The following is a 782-nucleotide window of genomic DNA, read 5'->3' as shown; positions in this document are numbered from 1 at the left end:
TTGCCAAAATTATAGAAAACTCATCAGCAACAGGTAAATTTGTAAGCAAAGCACGAAAATCATCAAATGGACTAGCGATCATAAGGATACCTTTTAAAATCTACAATGTTTATGAAAATCACGTCATATATACAGGATATGAATAATTTATTGTTTTTTTAATAGTGCTTTAAAAATGTTAAATACTATGAAAGCAATAATTTCTACCCCAATAACAAACGTGCAAGATTCAAAATGTTATTAATATCTTATGATTACCTTTACAGTGATACCCTTAAACTATTTTCCGTTTAATATATAAATTCTAACATTCTTATTCATAATAAAAGTTATAAACTTTCAAAAACTTATAAAATTGAAGGGATCAAAATTATCGCAAAGAAATCAAAACGCAAAGGATCTCAACTTTAATATATGTTAATTGTCTGACTGTTATTAAATGAGAGCATAAAAAGCTTCTTTTAAAGTACATATATCTGCGTTTGTTTTTGTCGCATCATTTGATAGTATTTGCCGCCATCGACGTGCCCCACCCCGCCCATGAAATAAACCAATCATGTGACGCGTCACATGAGAAAGCCGTCCCCCCGATGCAATATGTCGAGCCGCATAATCACACATAACCTCAATAAGATCACTCTCACTTAGACTATTCTGCGACTCACCATAGAGTTCAAAATCAATATATTTTAACAAAGTTGGATCATGATAAACTTGGCGACCAACCATGACAGCATCACAGAAAGTTAAGTGTTCTTTGATCTCATCAATCGATTTAATTC

1 protein-coding gene is annotated in these 782 nt (G+C 32.0%); it reads right to left on the bottom strand.

The annotated features are described in order from the left end of the window. Positions 1–435 precede the first annotated feature (435 nt). A partial coding sequence (locus tag ACFIL8_RS11550; protein WP_375689920.1) for a tRNA-dihydrouridine synthase occupies positions 436–782 on the bottom strand: 347 nt, incomplete at its 5' end.

The sequence above is a fragment of the Bartonella sp. AP57NXGY genome, assembly GCF_042195805.1.
Taxonomy (GTDB): Bacteria; Pseudomonadota; Alphaproteobacteria; order Rhizobiales; family Rhizobiaceae; genus Bartonella.
This window is presented reverse-complemented; position numbering and strand designations above follow the sequence as displayed.